Raw genomic sequence first — 18,595 nt, 5'->3', positions numbered from 1 at the left:
CGCCCGACCCGCACGCGGCGCAGGTCGCGCCGCCGGCGCCCGCACCGCGAGCCGGAGCCCCGGTCGCGGGCACGGCGGGCACGGAGGCGGAGGCGGGGGCGGGGGCCGGGCGGCGGATGCCCGCACCCCTCACCCGGATCGTGGGACGGGCCGCCGATCTCGCCGCCGTGGAGGCGCTGTTGGAGCACTCCCGGGCGGTGACGGTGACCGGTCCCGGCGGCGTCGGCAAGACCCGGTTGGCCTTCGAGTGCGCGGACCGGGCGGCCGGCCGCTACGCGGACGGGGTCTGGCTCGCCGAACTCGCCCCGCTCCCCGCCGGCTCGTCCGCCGAGGCCGTCGCGGGGACCCTCCTCGGGATCCTGGGGGTCCGCCAGCCGGACGTACAGCCGGCCATACAGCCCGACGTACAGCCAGCCATACAGCGGGACGTGCGGCCCGACGTACACGCGGGCGTACAGCACACGGCACGGCCCGACACGCGGCCGGGCGTACAACACACCGCCCACCCCCACCCCGACCCCGAGCCCGCCGTCGGCGCGGCGCGGTCCGCGCCGACGGCCGTGGACCTGCTGGCGGGCGCGCTCCGAGAGCGGCGCGTCCTGCTCCTGCTCGACAACTGCGAGCACCTCGCCGGCTCGGTCGCCGACCTGCTGGCGGCGGTGCTGCCCGGGGTTCCGGGGCTGTCGGTCCTGGCGACCGGGCAGGAGCCCCTCGGGCTGGTGGGGGAAGCGGTGCACCAGCTGGCTCCGTTGGCGCCGGCCGATGCCGTGGCCCTGTTCACCGCCCGCTCCGGAATCCCGACCGGCACCGCGCCCGCGGACGGCGCGGACGGCGCGGGCAGCGCGGACGCCGCCGCCGTCGCAGCCCTGTGCGCCCGCCTGGACGGACTCCCCCTCGCCCTGGAACTCGCCGCCGCCCGGGTCCGCTCCCTGGGCGTGCACGGGCTGCTCGCCGGACTCGACGACCGGTTCGCTCTGCTCTCGCGGGGCCTGCGCGGGGTTCCCGCACGCCAGCGGACCCTGCGCGCGGTGATCGACTGGAGCTGGGGGCTGCTCGACCCCGCCGAAGAGGCGGTGCTGCGGCGCCTGTCCGTGCACGCGGGGGACGCCTCGGCGGCCGCCGCCCGCGCCGTCTGCGCCGGTACGGACGTGCCGGCCGGCCACGTTCCGGAGGTACTGGCCCGCCTCGCGGACCGCTCCCTCCTGGTCCTCGTCGACCGCCCCGACGAAACGCGGTACCGGCTGCTGGAATCCGTCAAGTACTACGCCCTGGAACGGCTCCGGGAGGCCGGCGAGGAGCCGGACGCCCTGGCCCGGCACGGCGTCCACCACCGGGAACTGGCCCTGCGTGCCGAGCCGCTGCTGCGCGGCCCGCGGCAACGGCAGTGGCTGACGCGGCTGGACGCGGCCGAGGCCGACCTCCGTCCGGCGGTCGAGGAGGCGCTCGCGCGCGGGGCGGTCGTCGAGGCCCTGGACGCCGCCCGCGCCCTGACCTGGTACTGGCTGCTACGGGGCAGGCCCGCCGTGGCGGGACGGCTCCTCGACGCGTGCCTCACCGCCGCGCGGGCCCTGCCGCCCCCACCGGGAGGGGAGCCGGAACGGGACGCGGCCGTCGCCTCGGCGGCCGCCTGGCGGACCGGCCTCACCCTCAGCGAGGGCGCCTCGCCCGCCACGGGCCCGGAGGCCGTACGGGAAGCCGTCGACGCCCTCGACATGCCGGGGGTGGCGGTCCGGGACCCGCAGGCTCGGGCCATCGCCCTGTGGTTCCTGGCCTCCGCGCAGATGGGCGCGGGAGAGGTGACCGCCGGGGAGGAACTCACCGAACGGGCCCTCGCCGCCTCCGAGGAGCTCGGCCACACCTGGGGAACCGCGGCCGTCCTGAGCGTCCGCGCCCGGCACGCCCTCGCGCACGGCGACCTCGAAGGGGTGCGCCGCGACGCCGAGCGCAGCACCCGGCTGTTCTCCACCCTGGGCGACCGCTGGGGTCAGCTCCAGACGGTGTTCCCTCGGGCGGCCCTCCACGAGATCGCCGGCGACCACCCGAGGGCCGCCCGGCTGCACGAGGAGGGGCTCGCCCTCGCTGAGGAGCTCGGGCTGTGGACGGAGGCCGCCAAACGGCTGTGCGCGCTCGGCAGACTGGCCCTCCTGACCGGCGACCTCACCGCGGCCCGGGAGCGGCACGACCGTGCCCGGAAGCTGGCACGGGAGCAGAACCACGGCGCGGGTGAGGCCGATGCCAGGATCGGCCTCGGCATGATCGCGCGGCGCACCGGGGACCTCCGTGGGGCGGAAGACCACATGGACGCCGTCCTGGCCTGGTTCCGCGCCACCGGGTACGGGCCCGGCGCGGCCCTGGCCCTCGCCGAACTCGGCTTCACGGCCGAGCTGAGGGGCGAACCGTCCCGGGCCCGCGCGCTGCACGCCGAGGGGCTTGCGGTGGCGCGCGAGCTGGGCGACGTACGGGCGCAGGCCCTGGCGTGGGAGGGACTGGCCGGCGCCGCGGTGGCGGGCGGGGCCGCGGAACGGGCCGCGGAGCTGCTCGGCGCCGCACACGCGGCCCGCCTCTCGACCGGTGCCCCGCTGCCCGAAGCGGAACGCCACGACGTCGACCGGGTGTGGACGGCCTGCCTGGCCGCGGCCGGCCCGGCGGTGTCCGAGGCGGCCTTCGCCCGCGGCATGTCCCGCGCCCCGGAGGACATCGATCCGCAGGACATCGCAGCCTGAGGCGGCCCGCCGCCCGCCGCCCGCCGCCGCCCGAGGAGCCGCGTACGCGATCCGCGGCGTACGTGGTCCACGGGAGACTGCGGGGTCTTGTCCACCGACCGGTGGACAACAGGTTCAGTCCGCAGGACGTCATGCCCGCACCACCCCGCCGCGCATGCTCCTGACATGACCTCACTTCCCGTTCGCACGGCCCGGTGGAGCGCCCGTCACGCCTGGGCCGCCATCGCCGGATGGTTCGCCTTCGTCATCCTCTGCCTAGGCGTCGGCATCACCGTCGGCACCAACCAGGCGACCTCCGTCGACTTCCGCGTCGGCGAGGCGGGCCGCGCCGAGGCGATGGCCGCCGAGGGCGGCCTGGAGCGCCGGCCCACCGAGCAGATACTGATCCGCTCCCGCGACGCCGCCCTCCCCCTCGACACCGACCGGGCCGGCGCCGCCGCCCGGGACCTCACCGAGCGGATGCGCGCCCTGCCCGAGGTCGACACGGTGGCCGAACCGGTCCGCTCGCGCGACGGCACCGTCCTGATGGTGTCGGTGGTCATGCACGGCCCCGAACTGGAGGGCAGGAAGAACGTCGTCCCGCTCCTCGAACAGACCGCGGCGGTGGGCGCCGCCCACCCCGGCCTGATCGTGGAGGAGACCGGCTCGCCCGCCATCAGCAAGGGCGTCAACGACCAGCGCGACGAGGACCTCGCGCTCTCCGAACGCATCACCCTCCCGGTCACCCTCATCACCCTGCTGCTCGTCTTCGGCTCCGTGGTCATGGCCGCCGTGCCGCTGCTGCTGGCCCTGTCCTCGATCGCGGCGGCGCTCGGCCTGTCCATGGCGGCCTCCCACTTCCTGCCCGACGCGGGCGTCGGCACCAACATGATCCTGCTCGTCGGCCTCGCGGTCGGCGTCGACTACACGCTCTTCTACCTCAAGCGCGAACGCGAGGAACGGGCCCGCGCCCGGGGCACCTTGAGCTCCGAGGCGCTGGTGGAACTGGCCGCCGCGACCGCGGGCCGCGCCATCGTGGTCTCCGGCCTCGCCGTGATCGTCTCCACCGCCACCCTGTACCTCGCCACCGACGTCATCTTCTCCTCCCTCGCGACGGGCACCATCCTGGTCGTGGCGGTCGCCGTCGTCAGCTCCCTGACCGTGCTGCCCGCCCTGCTCGTGAAGATCGGACAGCGGGCGGAGCGCCGCGCGGCCCACACCGCCGAACGCCGCGCCCGCCGCGCCGAACGCCGCGCCGAACGCCGCGCCCGCCGCGGCAAGCCGGCCCGCGCCGCCCGGCGCGACGGCGGCGAGGACCGTGCGCACGGCGAGGACCGCCCCGGACGGCTCACCGGCGCCCTGCTGAAGCCCGCCCGCACCCGCCCCGCACTCACCCTGTGCCTGTCCGTCCTGCTCCTGTTGGGCCTCGCCGCGCCCGCCCTCGGCCTGAAGCTGGTCGACCCGGGCCGCGACACCTTCTCCCGTGACATCCCGGCCGTCCAGGTCTACGACCGGCTCAACGCCGCCTTCCCCGAGCTGTCGTCCCAGCACCGCGTCACCGTCCGCGCCACCGGCCCCGACCGCACGGCCGACGTCCACCGGGCCCTGACGGACCTCGGCCGGCGCACCCAGGGCGACCCCCTGTTCGCCGCCGACGCCGAGCCGCGGATCCTCACCTCCGCCGACGGGCGGATCAGCGTCCTGGAGGTGGCGGTTCCGTACACCGCCACGTCCGAGAAGGCGGGGGAGTCCCTGACCCGCCTCCGACAGGTCCACCTGCCCGCCGCGCTCGGCCGGGTGTCCGGCATCGACAGCGCGGTCTCCGGCGACGTGGCGCGCGGCCGGGACTACGTGGACCACGAGAACGCGAAGCTCCCCCTGGTCCTCGGCTTCCTGCTCCTCGTGACCTTCCTGATGACCCTGTGGGCGTTCCGCTCGGTGGTCATCGCCCTCATCGGCGTCGTCCTCAACCTGCTCTCCGCCGGCGCGGCACTCGGCGCCCTCGTCGTGGTCTTCCAGGGAACCTGGGCGGAAGGGCTCCTCGGCTTCGACTCCCTCGGCGCGATCGCCTCCCGGGTCCCGCTGTTCCTCTTCGTCATCCTCTTCGGACTGTCCATGGACTACCAGGTGTTCGTGGTCAGCCGCATCAAGGAGGCCATGGACGCAGGCATGACCGCCCGCCGGGCCGTCCTCGACGGCATCGAACGCTCCGCGAAGGTGGTCACCAGCGCCGCGATCGTGATGGTGACCGTGTTCGGCGCCTTCGTCGCCCTGCACCTCACCGAGATGAAGCAGATGGGCTTCTGCCTGGCCCTCGCCGTCCTGCTGGACGCCGTCGTCGTCCGCCTCATGGTCCTGCCCGCGCTGCTGCTCCTCCTGGGCGAGCGGGCCTGGAACCCGCTGCGCCGCTCACGACGAAGGGCTCAGGGCGTCGCTCCCACCGCCGCTCCCACCGCCGGCCCGGACGGCCGCGCGGTGGAGAACGTAGGCTGACGATCATGCTTCAACGGCCCCGGCGCGGCGACCCGTTCTGGATATGGATGCTCCACTGGTGGGACGTCCTGTCCTGGGCGGTCATCGGAATCCTGATCCTGACCACCGTCTTCGCGGACCTCTCGAACACGGCGAAGTACGGGTCGCTCGCGCTGCTGGCCGCTCTCGGCGCCAGCTACGGGACCGTCCGGAAACTGCCCGGCAACCCCGTCCGCGGCGGGTACGTCCACCTCGGCGTGCTCCTCGTGGCGCTCGCCGGACTCTCCTACCTCCGCGACGGCTACGGGGTGCTCTACACCCTCGCCCTCCCGCAGTTCGTGATCTTCGTCGACAGCCTGCGCGCCGCGATCGTCCTCAGTGGCATCGGCGCCGCGGCCATCACCGTCGGCGGCACCCTGCGCGCCGGCTGGAACACCGAGCACCTCACCACCAACACCATCTCCTCCCTCGCGGTCTACGCGGTGAGCGTCCTGGTCGCGCTCCTGACCCCCCGCGCCCTGGAACTGCGCGACGAACGAGCCCAATTGCGGGCCGAGTTGGCCAGCACTCAGCTGAGCCTCGCCGAGGCCCACCGGCTCCAGGGCGCGGCCGAGGAACGCGAGCGGCTCGCCCGGGAGATCCACGACACCCTCGCGCAGGGCTTCGCCTCCATCATCGTGCTCGCCGAGGCGGCCCGCTCCGGCCTGGCGGACGATCCTGCCCGCAGCGCCCAGCAACTCCTCTCGATCGAGCAGACGGCGCGCGAGAACTTCGCCGAGGCCCGGATCCTCGTCGGCTCCGCCCCGCAGAGCGGGCTCGCTCCCGGATCGGTCGCCGCGACCCTGCGCAGGACCCTGGACCGCTTCACCGAGGACACCGGACTGCCCGTCACCGCGGAACTGGAGGAGGTCGAGTGCGACCAACCCACGCGGATCGCCCTCCTCCGTTGCACCCAGGAGTCGCTCGCCAACGTCCGCAAACACGCGGACGCCTCCATCGTCGACGTGGTCCTCGCACAGCGCCCCTACGGGGTGGAACTGGAGATCACCGACGACGGGCGCGGCTTCGTCGTCGCGGACTCCAACGGTTTCGGACTCAACGGAATGCGCAAACGCCTCGCCGAGCTGGGCGGCGACCTGACGCTCACCAGCTCGCTCGGCGACGGCACCCGCGTCCTCGCACTGATCCCCACGAACGCGGAGGACTGACATGACCGAACAGCGCGCCCAGCCCGAACAGCCGGCCCGGCCCGGACGGCCCGTCGTAGCGGCCGAGCACGCGGCGCCCGGCGCGGCGCACCCGCACCCGCTGCGGGTGATCGTGGTCGACGACCACACGGTGATGCGGGCGGGCGTCGTGGCCCTGCTGGCGCAGGAGCCCACCGTCGAGATCGTCGGCGAGGCCGGTGACGGCCGCGCCGGAGTGGAACTCGTCGAGCGGCTGGAGCCCGACGTGGCACTGATGGACCTTCGGATGCCCCTGCTCGACGGGGCGAGCGCCACGGCCGAGATCGTCGCGGGCCCGGCGAGCACCCGGGTGCTGATCCTCACCACCTACGAAACCGACGAGGAGATCGAGCGCGCCGTGGAGGCCGGAGCGATCGGCTACCTCCTCAAGGACACCACCCGCGAGCAGCTCGTCGACGCCATCCACTCCGCGGCCCGCGGCGAGACCGTCCTGGCCCCCCGGGTCGCGGCCCGCCTGGTGGCCCGGATGCGCAGGCCCGCCGTGGTGCCGCTGACCGCCCGCGAGGTCGACGTACTGAACGCGGTCGCCGACGGGCTCTCCAACGTGGAGATCGGCCGCCGCCTGGTCATCGCGGAGGCCACGGTGAAGACCCACCTGCTGCGGGTCTTCGCGAAACTCGACGTCAGCGACCGCACCCACGCGGTGGTCGTGGCCCTCGAACGCGGCCTCCTCACCCGCCGCTGACCCGCCCCACCGCCCCGCCCCGATACGGCGACCGGTGACGGGCGGCGGCACCGGCAGAAGTTTTTTCTCCGGAGCTGTCACACTCCCGGCGGCCCGTCCGTCAGTGAGGTGAAGCCGAGGCAGCGAGCAACGGCCCCAGCCACCGGAGACCGCCATGACGAACACGCACACCAACACCAACACCAACACCAACACCAACGCCAACGCCCACACCAATGCCGACAGCAAGGCGCCCGCCGCCCCGATCTCACGGATGGCGAACCCGGCCGACTTCGTTCCGGAACTGAACGACATCAGCGCCGCCCTGTTCCGCGCCACGGGCAACCGTTCCGTCCCGCGCGCCACGATGAGCCTGGTCCACCTGCGGGCCGGGCAGATCGTCGGGAACACCTACCTGACCGTTCTGAACACCGGCTTCCTCCGCAAGGCCGGAGAGTCCGAGGAGCGCATCACGGCCGTGTCCTCCTGGCAGGACGCCCCGTACTTCACCGGGGCCGAGCGGGCCGCGCTCGCCCTGGTCGAGGCGGTCCTCCAGCCCGCCCCGCGCGGCCGGGAGCGCGTCGGCGACCAGCTGTACGCGGAGGCCGCCGAGCACTACGACGAGAAGGCCCTCGCCACCCTCACCATCGCGATCGGACAGATCAACTTCTTCATCGCCCTGGCCCTCATCGGCAAGCCGGCCCCGGTCGCCTCCCTCGCGGACGAGCAGTGGGACTGACCTTTCCCGACCGCACCCACCCCTGCCCGCCCCGCCCCGACCCGCGGCGGGCCGGGCCCGGCCGGCAGGGTGGGCGTCATGGACGTCGAGCCCGAACACCCCCGACCGGTCCGCCACCACGACCACGGCACGTGGCTCGTCGCCTTCACGGGGCGGATGCTCGTGGTCTGTCCGAGGTGCGGCGGCCGCGCGCTCGTCGTCCCGCGGCCCGCCCCCGCCACGGAATGACCGGGTGACGGACCCGGACCGGCCGCTCGTCGGGCGGTGATCCCGTCAGGCCGTGATGAGGCCCGCCTCGTAGGCGAAGACGACGGCCTGGGCGCGGCTGGTGAGGGCGAGTTTGGTCATGCACCGGTGGACGTGCGTCTTGATGGTCGCGGGGCTGAGCACGAGGCGGCCCGCGATGTCGCTGTTGGACAGGCCGGTGCCGACCAGGGTCAGGATCTCGACCTCGCGCGGGGTCAGGGAACCGAGATCGGGGCGCGGACGGCCGCGTTCCGGGCCGGGGCCGCAGGCCTTCATGAGCCCGGCGAGGGCCGCGGGGCTCAGCAGGGTGTCACCGGCGTGGACGGTGTGGATGGCCGCCAGGAGGCGTTGCGGCGGCGTGTTCTTGAGGAGGTAGCCGCCGGCGCCGGCCCGGAGCGCGTCGTACACGTACACGTCCAGGTCGAAGGTGGTCAGCATGATGACCTTCGGGTGCGGGGCCGGTGACTGCTCGACGATGGCGCGCGTCGCCGCGATACCGCCCATGCCCGGCATGCGGACGTCCATGAGGACCACGTCGGGGCGCAGTTCGGCGGCCAGCGCCACGGCCTCCTCGCCGCTGTCGGCCTCCGCGACGACCTCGATGTCCGGGGCGGCCCGGAGCAGTGCGGCGAGCCCGGAGCGGACGAGGATCTGGTCGTCGACCACGAGGACCTCGGGCATGTGCTGTGTTCCCCCAGACGACGGCTCTCCTCGTCGCCGACCCGTCGTCACATGTCCGGTACGGGCATGACGAGATCGACCTCGAATCCCCCTTGCGAGCGGGCACCGGCCGTGACGGTCCCGCCGTAGATTGTTGCCCGCTCACGCATGCCGATCAAACCGTGCCCCGGGCCGTCCCGCCGCCCGGTCGCCGGCCGGGAGGGCCCGTCATCGGTGACGCGGACCCGGATCGTGCCGCGGCCGCGCGAGAGGCTGACGGTGGCCGTGGCGGTCGGCGCGTGTTTGAGCACGTTGGTCAGGGCCTCCTGCACGACCCGGTACACGCACATGTCCAGGCCGGCGGGCAGCGGGTCGGCGACGGCGTCCCCGGTGATCCGGACCGGAACGCCCGCCGCCCGGACCCGGTCGGCGAGTTCCGCGAGGCGAGCCATGCCCGGAGCAGCGCCGTCCGCGTCGGGCAGGGCGTCGGTGCGGTCGTTCGCCGTGTGCCGGACGCCGTGCCGCAGGACGGCGAGCATCCGGCGCATCTCGTCACCGGCGTCCCGGGCACTGTCCGTGATGACGCCGACGGCCTTGTGCGCGGTCGGCGGGTCCGTGGTGAATACGTAGTCGGCCAGTCCCGCCTGGATCGATATGACGGACACGTGGTGGGCGATGACGTCGTGGAGTTCGCGGGCGATGCGCATGCACTCGTCCGAGACGGCCCGGCGCGTCCGCTCCTCCTGCTCGCGGCGCAGCTGCTCGGTCAACGCGGCCAGCCGTCGGCCGCGTTCCCCGAGACGGCGCGACACGTCCCCGGTGACCCAGGTGACGGCCGCGGTCGCCGTGACGAACGCGGCGCTGAGCGCGCCGATACCGGGCTCGGCCAGCCGCGTCCCCCACAGGAGGACCAGCCAGGTGACCACGGCGCACGGGACGGATACCTCGCGCGGACGGTGCGCGGCGACGGTGTAGTTCGCGAGGGCCAGACCGCACACCACCACCGGGTGGTAGTACGCCAGGGTCAGATACGTGAGGACGACCGCGGCGTTCCCGGCGAAGACGAGCAGGGGCGCGCGACGGCGTACGGCCAGCGGCAGGTACACGGCCGCGACGAGGGCGTAGGCCAGGGCGTCGGAGTCGCGCCAGTGGTTCGTCGGGTCGGGCCAGTTGTGGAGCATCGACGCCGAGATCGCCAGCGACCCGACCGCGTACACCGCGTCGGCCACCTGGGGGAGCACGGCGCGAACGACCCCCCACCGCCCTCCCCGAAATGCCATGCCCCGAGCGTAAACGGCCCGGTCCGGACACTCGTACACCCACGGTGGTACATCCGCTACCCCACGGGTGGCAGCCGACGGTCACCTCCTGGTGGGCCGCGCACGGACCCCCCGCGCACCTATCTTTCAGCCACGTCGACGAAGCACGTGACAGCACGAACGGGGGTTCATCATGCGTGCAGCTCGCATGGGTTTGAAGTACTGCGTTCTCGGGACGGCGACGGTCGTCGCGCTCCTGTCGTCCGTGGCCTGCGAGGCGGGTGGCGGTGCGAACCGCGCCGGGGGTACCGCGTCCCGTACCCCGGGGGCGTCAGGGTCCCCGTCCGCACCCGCGTCCGCGCCCGCGTCGGGATCCGCGTCCGCCGGCCCGAGCGCGTCCGCGTCGGGCACGACCGCCCCTTCGGCGGGCTCCGGCGGCTCCGCCGAGCCCGGAGCGTCCGGCAAGCCGAGCGCGTCGGCCAAGCCCGGGGGGTCGGCCAAGCCCGGGGGGTCGGGGAGCACGCCCCCGCCCTGCACGGCCGCGAACGTGTCGATCACCGGGTCGTTCGAGCGGCAGGACTCCGAGCGGAACCTGTTCATGACGGCCGTCAACACCGGCGACACGACCTGCACGCTGTACTCCTACCCGATCGTCCGCTTCGTCACGGACACCGAGGTCCAGCCGCCCCCGATGGAGTCCCCGGCGCGGGCGGCCGCCACGATCCGCCCGGGGGAGAAGGCGTACTCGGCCCTGCGCCTCTACCGGGAAGGCGGCTCGCGGACCGAGAACAGGACATCGGTGAAGGTGTTCTTCCACGACCGCACGCCCAACGACGAGGTGGGCGGGTCGGTTTCCGTCGAGCTGCCCCAGGGCGGGTTCGTGAACATCGACTCCAACCCCATGGTCACGTTCTGGAACCTCGACGCCGCGGCGGTCAAGGGCTACATGTTCAAGGTCCACTAGCGGACGCCCACCACCGGCGCCCCGGCCACCCGCTGCCCGCCCACGGCCACCGCGGCCGGGCGCGGCGGCGGACCCGCGCGCCGGGTCCGGGGGCCTTCGGGCCCGCGGACCGGGAGCGGGTCTCAGGTGTGGAGGCGGCTGTTGGGGCCGTCGTGGTCGCCCGCGGCCTCGTCGTTGAACCAGTAGTCGCCGGCGGCCAGATAGCGGAACGAATGGCTGCTCTTGCTGGGCAGCTCGACGGAGACGGCGCGCTTGCCGTCCTTGCGGGGCTCCAGGGTGTGGACGCCGGGCTGCCAGTCGTTGAAGTCGCCCACCACGCTGACCGGGCCGGGCGGGGTGTCCGCGGGGAGAACGAAAGTGATCTTGGTGCGGTCCTTGCGCAGGGTGCGTTCCAGCACGACGGGCTCCAGACAGGGGGAGGCGGGGATACGCGCCCATCCTGCGGGGCGCACGCACGAGGTGCCCGCCGACGCCACCGCCCGCGCCCCAGCATCACCCGCCCACCACACCCCGTGCACCCGCCCGGGGTTCCGTCCCGGGCCGTCCCGGGTGGGCACGCCCACACCGGTCGCCGGTCACAGCACTAGGGAACCGACGGCGCCGCGCCCTGCCAAGTCCTGCGGTAGCCCTCGCGCAGGGGACCGCCGACGAGGCCGAGGACCGCTGACGCCGCGTCGACCAGGGCCGTCGGGTCGCCCGCCCGGCACATGCGCAGGTGCCCCTCCAGCAGGGCGGCCCCCCGGGACGGGTCGGCCCCCAGGAGGCGCCGCGGCAGCCACTTGCCGCCCCCCGTCCACGCCCGATGGTGGTCGCAGAGCAGGTCGGCCGCCGTGGTGAGGACGTACCCGGCCACGGCCAGGCCCTCGACGGGGTCGGTCGCGTCGACGAGGTCGTCGAGCGAGTCCGTCAACCCGTAGCGCTTCGTTTCGACCGCCGGCCGGTCCAGCGCCGGCGGACCTCCGCGCAGGTCCGCCTCGGCCAGGGCGCGGGCCCGGCGGGCCTCGCCGTCCACATCGACCAGGACGAGACCGGAGGCGTACATGTTCTGCATGGCTGCCCGCCGGTTGGCGACGTCCGCCGCGAACAGTTCGACGAGACCGGCCCGGGTATGGACGAAGAGCTCCACGACCCGCCCCTCGAACCGGACGGTCTCCCGGTGGGTCACGCCGCCGCCCTCGACGAGCACCACGATGTCCAGGTCGCTGCTCGCGGTGGCCCGCCCGGTAGCCGTGGATCCGGCCAGGACGATCGAGAGCGCGTCGGGAAACCGGTCACGGACGAGGCGGCGGGCCTGTTCGACATGAGGGGCATCAGGGGTACGAGGGGCATCCATGCCGTTCAGCGTGCCAGGACCCGTACCCGACGGCGAGCGACTTCCACCGACGCCCGCAGCACCCCGCCCTCGCACCGAAACCGTCCCGGGCGAGGTCGGGCGGGTCGGATGGTGCGGAGGCCCCTGTGAGGTCGAACCGGAGGGGAGGAAGTGTGATCGACGTGCCCCCGCAGGGCAGACTGCCGGAAACCCGGTGGTCGTTGCCGGTGCGGTGCCCGTACGAGAGGAACACCTGAGATGACCCTGGCTGGCGAAATGATCCTGCTCGCCTTCGACGAGGAGGGCGGCGAGCTTCCGGTCCGTCAGTACCTGGCCCCGGCCGTGCGCGGTGCGATGTTGGCCGAACTGCTCGACGGTGGCGCCCTGACGGACGAGGCGGGCACGGCGAAAGCGGCGGGCGACGCTCCGCAGGACGCCGTGCTGCGGCAGGTGTGGCAGCGGATCGCCGCGGAGCCCGGTCGAAAGTGGCTGTACTGGGTCCGGAGGGACGGTCGAGAGTCGATCCACAACGTGCTGAGCGGCCTGGAGAAGGACGGCCTGCTGGAACAGAGGACGACCCGGGTCTTCGGCGTCTTCCCCCTGAACCGGGCCGACCTCACCGCGGACGGCCTCACCGCGGCCGGGGAGGTACGCGCGGCGGTGGTCGCCGCGGCCGACCAACCGGCCGCCGCCGCGGGTGGCCGGGCCGCGCTGCTGGCCGGACTCGCGCACGCGGGCGGCCAACTCTCCACCACCCTGTCGTCCGACCGCCGCCGCGTGCTCACGGACCGCCTGACGGCCCTGTCCGAGAACGCCGCCCCGGTCTCGGCGGCGGTGTGCCGGGCCGCCCAGGACTTCCGGGGTGCCGCAGCCGCATAGCCCAGCTGCCGCGGGCCGAATTCCTCTGGGTCGACGAGCCGGCGGTCAGCAGCCGCTCCGTGGCGCGAAGGCCGCGAGGGCGTCCCCGTCGTTCGCGCGTGCCCGGACGAAATAGTCGGCCCACTCGGCGATCTCCGGGTAGCCGGAGTCCTCGGTGATGTGGGTGATGGCGGCGTCGATGTCGTAGTCGGTGGTCCGCAGTTCGACGCCGGGTCCCAGCAGCGCCCAATGCGCGCCCGTTCTGCCGTAGGGCATGCCGACGCTGCCCGGGTTGACCACCAGCCGGCCGTGGGCGAGCCGTACGAACGGCATGTGGGTGTGGCCGCAGACCACCGTACGGATGGTGGCGTCGAGGCCGCCGAAGACCTCCTGCCAGCGGGCGAGGGGGGAATCGACCAGTACGACCTCCTCGTCGTCGCGCGGGGTCGCGTGGCAGAACAGGACGTCGCCCAAGCCCCGGAGGGGCAGACGGCGGGACCGGGGCAGGCGGGCCAGTAGTTCGAGGTGGTCGGGACGCAGTTGGTCCGCGGCCCAGAGGGCGATGGGGTCGGCAATGGTGTCGCGTTGACCGCGTCGATATTCGAGCAGTTCGCGGTCGGCGTTGCCGTTGATCCAGACGACGCGCTCACCCAGTCCGGTCAGGAGATCCAGGACGCGGGCGGGTTGCGGCCCGGCCGCGATGTCGCCCGCGACCACGATGCGGTCCGCAGCGCGGACGTCCGGTTCATCGAGCACCGCTCGGAGGGCCGGCAGCACTGCGTGGATGTCGGGAAGGACGGCTACTCGACTCAGCATGCCCACCAGGATGCGACGGCCCCGGGCTCGGGACGGGGCCTTTCGCCGCGCGCGTACGGACGCGGGCCTGGCAGGCGATGGGTGTGTGCTGCGCACCTGCCCGCCGCCGGTCCGCGATCGCGACGTTGGAGGTACGGGCCCCGGGCCCCGGGATCGTCCGCGCCGTCGTAGGTCTCCACGAACCCCGGGTGGAAGAAGGGGGCGTCGTGCGAGCCGGAGGGGGCGGCCCCCGCCTTGAACACCTCGGGGAAGGCCGGCACCCCGCGCCGCCGCGGAACCGCCCCCGGAGGGATCGAACGCGCCGATCCGGTCCAGGTCCATCCACGGCCGGCTCCCGGCCAACCGCCGCAGCGCCGCGACGCGGTCGGCCGGACAGCCCGCCTCGGCCGAGCGCGGGCCGGCGGCCTGGTGGTCCTGAGTGGTGCTCATGTTCCTCGCCGTCCTCGGGGGCGGTACGAGCGCCGGCACGGGGCTCTTTCAGTGGCTGCGGGCGGTGATGTCGCCGTAGGAGGTGGTGGCGTGGATGGTGAGGGTGGCGGCGGGGCCGTCGGCGTTGTTGAGGGTGTTGTGGATGCGCCCGTGCCGGGTGCCGGCGTCGAGGGTGGCCGAGGTGCCGCGGGCGGCGCCGATGGCGATGTCACCGTGTTCCGTGCGCAGGGTGACGGTGCCGTGGGTGGCCTCGGTGATGTGGAGGTTGCCCTGCTGGGTGTTGATGTCGGCGGGCCCGCCGAGGCGGCCGATGGTGATGTCCCCGGCGTGGAGGGTGAGTCGGGCGGCGTTGGTCTCGTCGAGCTTGACGGTGGCCTGTGCGGCTTCGAGGGTGACGTCGCCGAGACGTCCGACGCCGCGGAACTCGGCGGCGGCGAGGGTGGCCTCGACGTGGGAGCCGGCGGGGAGTTGGACGGTGATCTCGACGGATCCGGGGTTGCCGAGGACGCGGTTCTTGGCGGGGGCGGCGGCGATCCGCAGGATGCCGTCACGGTAGTCGACGCCGGTCTGTCCGGCCGCCTTGATGTCGCGCGCCTTGCCGGGGTCGGCGGGCAGGACCTCGACGGTGGTGTCGGGACGGTCGGCGGCGATCAGCCGGATGCGTCCCGCGGGGATGTCGAGGACGGCGGCGACCGGAGCGGGGGTGTCGAACTTCTGCATGGTGCTCTCCTTGAGCTCGTTGTTTCTGATGAGGGAAACATTAAGTTGCGTTCACCGATTGGGCAACTTGCTCGTTGCATCACAACTGTAGAACCGCAGGTCGGGGCGGTGATTTCGTTGCAACATCTCACTGCCTAACGCAACGATCCGGATTTCGCGTGTTGCAATGAGCTGAAGGTGAACGCTTTGCCGACGACAGCACCGACCCGAAGGAGCCCGTGATGTCGGGAGGCGGGCTCACCCACCGGGAACGCCACCGGATCGCGATGGGAACCGTCGAGGGCCTCGCCTGCGCCGAGCTCGTGCTCGGTCTCGACCGGCCGACCTCGGCCGTCGCGCGCGAGGTGCTCGCCGCAACGGCGGCCCCACCGCCTACCGCGCCGACGCGGCCCACCGGCCCACCGAACGCCGCGAGCGCTACGTCGTCGCCGAGGACGTCCCGTACCGGGCGATGATGGCCGGCGCCCGCGCCGCCTCCCACCAACGGCACGCGGGAGCGGGCCGCCCCCGTACCGGAAGCCGAAGAGGAACCCGTCGGATGCGTCGCGTAGGCCCGGATACCCGCCAGTACGCGTACGGCGGTGCGGTCGTGCTTCCCGGCGGCCTGCGCGGGTAGCCGACAGGCGACAGCACACGGCAGTCGGACAAGGAGCAGCAGTGATCACTCAGGACCAGCTCACGGGCATGGCCGGATGCGCGGCGCACACGGACCAGGGGCAGCGCCTGGGACAGGTGGAGTACGTCCTGGTGGACGACACCACCGGCAGGCCCGAATGGGCGAGGATCACCGACCGGGCTTCGGGGCTGGGCGGTGTGTTCGTTCCGTTGCGGAAGGCGGAGTGGAAGGACGGGCGCCTGGTGGTGCCGTATCCGGTGACGGTGATCGAGCAGGCTCCCTGCGCGGCTCTGGACTGCGGAAGCGTGCTCTCCGTGTCGGAGGAGGAGCAGCTGTACGGGCACTACGGAGTGCGCCCCGCACGCGACGAGGTCAACGCCGAGGGCGATGCCGGGTGGGCGGTGATGGACCGGGCGCAGGTCATGCGCGAGGGCACGACCGGCCAGGAACACGCCGTCTCCCGTCTACGGCCCGTGCAGCCGGGGCGATGAGCCGAACGCACCGAACACCCCGAACACCCGAACGCACCGACGCCCGGAACGCCGGGGCCGCCCGGCCGACACCGTCAGCGAGCCCTCCCGCTCGGGTGCGGCGGCCGTGACCTGCTCGGGGTGCGGCGGCCGTGACCGGCCCTGCCGGTCACGGCAGAGGGGCCTGCGGCGGGATCACCTTTCGGCGGTGGCCGGTTGCTCCAGGGCGCGCTTGAGGTTGCGCAGGGTGGTGCGGATGTTCCGGCGCTGGAAGTCGGCGAAGGTGTGCCCCTTCGTGGCGATCCGGTCGAAGGCGTTGGCCACGAAGTCGGGCCACGAGCGGCGGTCGTCGGTCCACGTCTCGGTGACCCGGGTGCCCTCCGGGGCAGGCTCGAAGCGGTACTCCCAGGTGGCGATGGGGCCGCGGACGCGCGGCTGTCGGACGCCGATCGCGTGCACCCGGAACCGGAACAGGCGGCCTTCCTCGACCGCCGTCACGGTGCACCGGGTGGTCCATCGGAAGGCGCCGCGCTTGTTGTGACCGTCGAACACCATGCCCACGCGCGCTTCGGCGGCGCCCCCGTGAACGGTGGCGCCGAGGTTCTCCGGACTCCAGTCGCCCATGCGGGCGGGATCGGAGACCTTCCGGTAGACATCGGCGGGCTCGGCAAGGACGACGATGCTGTCGGACACCGTGAACGTACGAGGCATGGGACTCCCCTCTCGGCCGCCGACGCTACCCCCGGACGCCCCACCTGGCTACCCCCCGGTAACTTCAACGGGGCCGGTCAGCCGGGGTCGGGCACGTCTCAGCCGCGGTCGGGCACGTCCAGGTCGTAGTCGGCCACGGATCGGGCACGGCCGGGCCGCCACGCGGGCATCAGAGATCCGCGACGGCCTTCTCGGAGGCGCTGCGCAGAACGCAGAACTCGTTGCCCTCGGGATCCGCGAGGACCACCCAACCCGAACCGTCGGGATCGCGGCGATCGGCGACGAGGGTGGCACCGAGGCCCATCAGCCGCTGGACCTCCGTATCGCGGGAGGTCTCGGGGCGCAGGCACAGATGGATCCGGTTCTTGATCGTCTTGGCCTCGGGCACCTGGTTGAAGTACAGCACCGGGCCCTCCGTCAGCGTCACCTGAGTCTCCCGGGCGCCCGGTTGGTCCTCCGGGTCCGGCGGACAGCCCGTCACACCGCTCCAGAACCGCGCCAGCCCGTAGGCGTCAGCACAGTCGATCGCCACGTTCTGCACCACCGAAACCATGGCGCGAGTCTCCCTGATCTTCGCGCCGGACGCCAACGCCGCCCCGGGCCGATGCCGGTGGCGCCCTCCATGATCAGGAGCGTGCCTCGACGGCCGAGGCGAGAGAGCGACCGTCGGCCTCCCGCGCCGATGACAAACAGAAAAGCGCCGCATGCATGATCAGGGGCGGTGGGGGCATTCGGAGTCTCGGAGGTAATAACTATGGTTCCCCTGCTTCTTGTTCTTCTGCTCGCTCTGATTCTCTTCGGTGCCGGTTTCGCGGTGAAGATCCTCTGGTGGGTCGCCATCGCGGTTCTGGTGCTGTGGCTGGTCGGCTTCGTGGCCCGCCCCAAGGGCGGTAGCGGTCGGTGGTACCGCTGGTAGACACGCCGCTGTTCTGCGGCGATGTGGTGTGGGGCCCGCCCCGGTCGAGGGGGCGGGCCCCACACTCATGTACGCGGCGATTGCCGTTCTCCGTTATGGACGACATTTCCCGGGTAGCCGCGCGGGTGGCCCCGGAGCACCAGAAAGATCCACCGAACTTCCGGGTGTGAAGTGAATTCATCGGGGCAGGCGACTTTTTGTGAGGCTGTCCGTCGCCCAAGAATTCGGGGGACGGGCGCTGATTCTCAGCTCATTGGAGGGGATTTCGTATGACCGAGAACGTGTGGGGTTACCGCGAAACGACCGGCCGTCTGACGGGTGCCGACCTGACGGGCTACAAGGTGGAGGCCGCCGATGGCTCCATCGGCAAGGTCGACAAGCACTCGGACGAGGTCGGCTCCGCCTACATCGTGGTCGACACCGGCCCGTGGATCTTCGGCAAGGAGGTCCTCCTCCCGGCCGGCACGGTGACCCGTATCGATCCGGGGGAGGAGAAGATCTACGTGGACCGCACGAAGGAGCAGATCAAGAACGCTCCCGAGTTCGAGAAGGACAAGCACCTCGGCGACGCGGACTACCACCGGCAGGTCGGCGGCTACTACGACGGCCCCCGCGGCGTCTGAGCGCCTGAGCGCCTGAGCGCCTTCGCGCCTTCGCGCCGGACGCGCAGGGCCGCAGCGGCAGTCACCGGAGGGGGGGGGGGGGGGGGGGGGGGGGGGGGGGGGGGGCGCGCGGCGGGCGCGCCCCCCCCCCCCCCCCCCCCCCCCCCCCCCCCCCCCCCCCCCCCCCCCCCC

19 protein-coding genes and 1 pseudogene are annotated in these 18,595 nt (G+C 73.2%); 12 read left to right on the top strand and 8 right to left on the bottom strand.

Translation table 11 applies throughout. The features are described from left to right. The 6 genes from NOD94_RS33130 to NOD94_RS33105 form a co-directional block, all read left to right on the top strand. Window positions 1-2,723 (top strand): tetratricopeptide repeat protein (locus NOD94_RS33130; RefSeq protein WP_281209887.1); only part of this gene is annotated, 2,723 nt, incomplete at its 5' end. Between the two features lie 165 nt (window positions 2,724-2,888). After that, window positions 2,889-5,195, top strand: coding sequence for an MMPL family transporter (locus NOD94_RS33125; protein ID WP_281209886.1), 2,307 nt, complete (start codon window positions 2,889-2,891; stop codon window positions 5,193-5,195). A 5-nt stretch (window positions 5,196-5,200) separates the two neighbouring features. Next, window positions 5,201-6,382 (top strand): sensor histidine kinase, encoded by a 1,182-nt coding sequence (locus NOD94_RS33120; protein WP_281209885.1) that lies wholly within the window; start codon window positions 5,201-5,203, stop codon window positions 6,380-6,382. 1 nt (window position 6,383) lies between these two features. Further along, a complete protein-coding gene (locus NOD94_RS33115; protein ID WP_281209884.1) occupies window positions 6,384-7,106 on the top strand; it encodes a response regulator transcription factor in 723 nt (240 codons plus the stop codon). Window positions 7,107-7,359: 253 nt separating this feature from the next. Beyond that, window positions 7,360-7,824: a carboxymuconolactone decarboxylase family protein gene (locus tag NOD94_RS33110; RefSeq protein ID WP_281209889.1), complete on the top strand. Its 465-nt coding sequence runs from the start codon at window positions 7,360-7,362 to the stop codon at window positions 7,822-7,824. 78 nt (window positions 7,825-7,902) lie between these two features. Next, on the top strand, window positions 7,903-8,052 hold the full coding sequence (locus tag NOD94_RS33105; RefSeq protein ID WP_281209883.1) for a hypothetical protein: 150 nt from the start codon (window positions 7,903-7,905) through the stop codon (window positions 8,050-8,052). Between the two features lie 45 nt (window positions 8,053-8,097). On the opposite strand, the gene NOD94_RS33100 is transcribed toward NOD94_RS33105, so the two are convergent. Together NOD94_RS33100 and NOD94_RS33095 are read right to left on the bottom strand one after the other, a co-directional pair. Continuing rightward, window positions 8,098-8,751: a response regulator transcription factor gene (locus tag NOD94_RS33100; protein WP_281209882.1), complete on the bottom strand. Its 654-nt coding sequence runs from the start codon at window positions 8,749-8,751 to the stop codon at window positions 8,098-8,100. A gap of 47 nt (window positions 8,752-8,798) precedes the next feature. Further along, window positions 8,799-10,010, bottom strand: a complete 1,212-nt coding sequence (locus NOD94_RS33095; RefSeq protein WP_281209881.1) for a sensor histidine kinase — start codon at window positions 10,008-10,010, stop codon at window positions 8,799-8,801. 172 nt (window positions 10,011-10,182) lie between these two features. Between NOD94_RS33095 and NOD94_RS33090 the strand changes: the two genes are divergently transcribed. Then, a complete protein-coding gene (locus NOD94_RS33090) occupies window positions 10,183-10,953 on the top strand; it encodes a DUF4232 domain-containing protein (protein ID WP_348652367.1) in 771 nt (256 codons plus the stop codon). Between the two features lie 122 nt (window positions 10,954-11,075). On the opposite strand, the gene NOD94_RS33085 is transcribed toward NOD94_RS33090, so the two are convergent. Both NOD94_RS33085 and NOD94_RS33080 read right to left on the bottom strand, forming a co-directional pair. After that, window positions 11,076-11,351 (bottom strand): isoamylase early set domain-containing protein, encoded by a 276-nt coding sequence (locus tag NOD94_RS33085; RefSeq protein ID WP_281209880.1) that lies wholly within the window; start codon window positions 11,349-11,351, stop codon window positions 11,076-11,078. Window positions 11,352-11,536: 185 nt separating this feature from the next. Next, the gene (locus NOD94_RS33080; protein WP_281209879.1) at window positions 11,537-12,286 is read right to left on the bottom strand and encodes a nucleotidyltransferase domain-containing protein; all 750 of its coding nucleotides are present in this window, start codon (window positions 12,284-12,286) and stop codon (window positions 11,537-11,539) included. 237 nt (window positions 12,287-12,523) lie between these two features. Between NOD94_RS33080 and NOD94_RS33075 the strand changes: the two genes are divergently transcribed. Beyond that, window positions 12,524-13,144: a GPP34 family phosphoprotein gene (locus NOD94_RS33075; RefSeq protein ID WP_281209878.1), complete on the top strand. Its 621-nt coding sequence runs from the start codon at window positions 12,524-12,526 to the stop codon at window positions 13,142-13,144. A 45-nt stretch (window positions 13,145-13,189) separates the two neighbouring features. On the opposite strand, the gene NOD94_RS33070 is transcribed toward NOD94_RS33075, so the two are convergent. Together NOD94_RS33070 and NOD94_RS33065 are read right to left on the bottom strand one after the other, a co-directional pair. Further along, on the bottom strand, window positions 13,190-13,939 hold the full coding sequence (locus tag NOD94_RS33070; RefSeq protein WP_281209877.1) for a metallophosphoesterase family protein: 750 nt from the start codon (window positions 13,937-13,939) through the stop codon (window positions 13,190-13,192). A 477-nt stretch (window positions 13,940-14,416) separates the two neighbouring features. Beyond that, entirely contained in the window at window positions 14,417-15,088 is a 672-nt protein-coding gene (locus NOD94_RS33065; RefSeq protein ID WP_281209876.1) for a DUF4097 family beta strand repeat-containing protein, read from the bottom strand. A 221-nt stretch (window positions 15,089-15,309) separates the two neighbouring features. On the opposite strand from NOD94_RS33065, the pseudogene NOD94_RS33060 reads away from it, so the two are divergent. Together NOD94_RS33060 and NOD94_RS33055 are read left to right on the top strand one after the other, a co-directional pair. Beyond that, a pseudogene (locus tag NOD94_RS33060) lies at window positions 15,310-15,500 on the top strand (MarR family transcriptional regulator); the annotation flags it as partial. A 245-nt stretch (window positions 15,501-15,745) separates the two neighbouring features. Then, window positions 15,746-16,195: a PRC-barrel domain-containing protein gene (locus NOD94_RS33055; RefSeq protein ID WP_281209875.1), complete on the top strand. Its 450-nt coding sequence runs from the start codon at window positions 15,746-15,748 to the stop codon at window positions 16,193-16,195. Window positions 16,196-16,369: 174 nt separating this feature from the next. On the opposite strand, the gene NOD94_RS33050 is transcribed toward NOD94_RS33055, so the two are convergent. Together NOD94_RS33050 and NOD94_RS33045 are read right to left on the bottom strand one after the other, a co-directional pair. After that, window positions 16,370-16,885 carry an SRPBCC family protein gene (locus NOD94_RS33050; RefSeq protein ID WP_281209874.1) on the bottom strand — a complete coding sequence of 172 codons (516 nt, stop codon included), beginning with the start codon at window positions 16,883-16,885 and terminating at the stop codon, window positions 16,370-16,372. Window positions 16,886-17,054: 169 nt separating this feature from the next. Further along, window positions 17,055-17,438: a VOC family protein gene (locus NOD94_RS33045; RefSeq protein ID WP_281209873.1), complete on the bottom strand. Its 384-nt coding sequence runs from the start codon at window positions 17,436-17,438 to the stop codon at window positions 17,055-17,057. A gap of 201 nt (window positions 17,439-17,639) precedes the next feature. Between NOD94_RS33045 and NOD94_RS33040 the strand changes: the two genes are divergently transcribed. After that, the gene (locus NOD94_RS33040; RefSeq protein ID WP_053676175.1) at window positions 17,640-17,801 is read left to right on the top strand and encodes a hypothetical protein; all 162 of its coding nucleotides are present in this window, start codon (window positions 17,640-17,642) and stop codon (window positions 17,799-17,801) included. A gap of 269 nt (window positions 17,802-18,070) precedes the next feature. Next, entirely contained in the window at window positions 18,071-18,424 is a 354-nt protein-coding gene (locus tag NOD94_RS33035) for a PRC-barrel domain-containing protein (RefSeq protein ID WP_281209872.1), read from the top strand. The last annotated feature ends 171 nt before the right edge of the window (window positions 18,425-18,595 follow it).

It is taken from the genome of Streptomyces sp. Isolate_45 (assembly GCF_024721315.2).
Classification (GTDB): domain Bacteria; phylum Actinomycetota; class Actinomycetes; order Streptomycetales; family Streptomycetaceae; genus Streptomyces.
The sequence above is the reverse complement of the archived record's forward strand: the minus strand, read 5'-3'. Positions and strand labels throughout refer to the sequence as shown.